This window comes from Haematobacter missouriensis (assembly GCF_000740775.1).
GTDB classification, from domain to species: domain Bacteria; phylum Pseudomonadota; class Alphaproteobacteria; order Rhodobacterales; family Rhodobacteraceae; genus Haematobacter; species Haematobacter missouriensis.
Genome location: NZ_JFGS01000132.1, coordinates 1 through 359 on the forward strand (window position 1 = coordinate 1; position 359 = coordinate 359).

The following is a 359-nucleotide window of genomic DNA, read 5'->3' on the forward strand; positions in this document are numbered from 1 at the left end:
CGCAGGCGGATCGCTGCCGCGATCTCGAGGGCACCCGAGAACACGGACCAGAATGCGATGCTGGCCCAGAGGAATGTCGCAAGCACAAGCGTCGCGACAAAAGGCGAGACAACCACGACGACGCCCGTGGCGATGCCCAGAATGCCGCTGAACATCAGCCAGCCCCAGCGTTCGCCCTTGCGGATGTTACGTATCGCGGCGACGAGGCCGAACACGCCGTCGGCAAAGGCGAACGCGCCGAAGACCAGCGTGAGCGCCAGAAGCGCTTCCGCAGGCATGACGAAGGCTAGCACTGCGATGATCAATGCGAGCACGCCGCGTAACACGAATGCCCACCAATTCCGGGACAGGCTGCACAG

At 63.8% G+C, this 359-nt stretch carries 1 protein-coding gene; it reads right to left on the reverse strand.

The window, feature by feature from the left end; genetic code table 11:
• Positions 1 to 326, reverse strand: a 326-nt coding sequence (locus CG51_RS18975; RefSeq protein ID WP_428829763.1) for an HdeD family acid-resistance protein, incomplete at its 3' end; no start/stop codon positions are given.
• Positions 327 to 359: the final 33 nt, after the last annotated feature.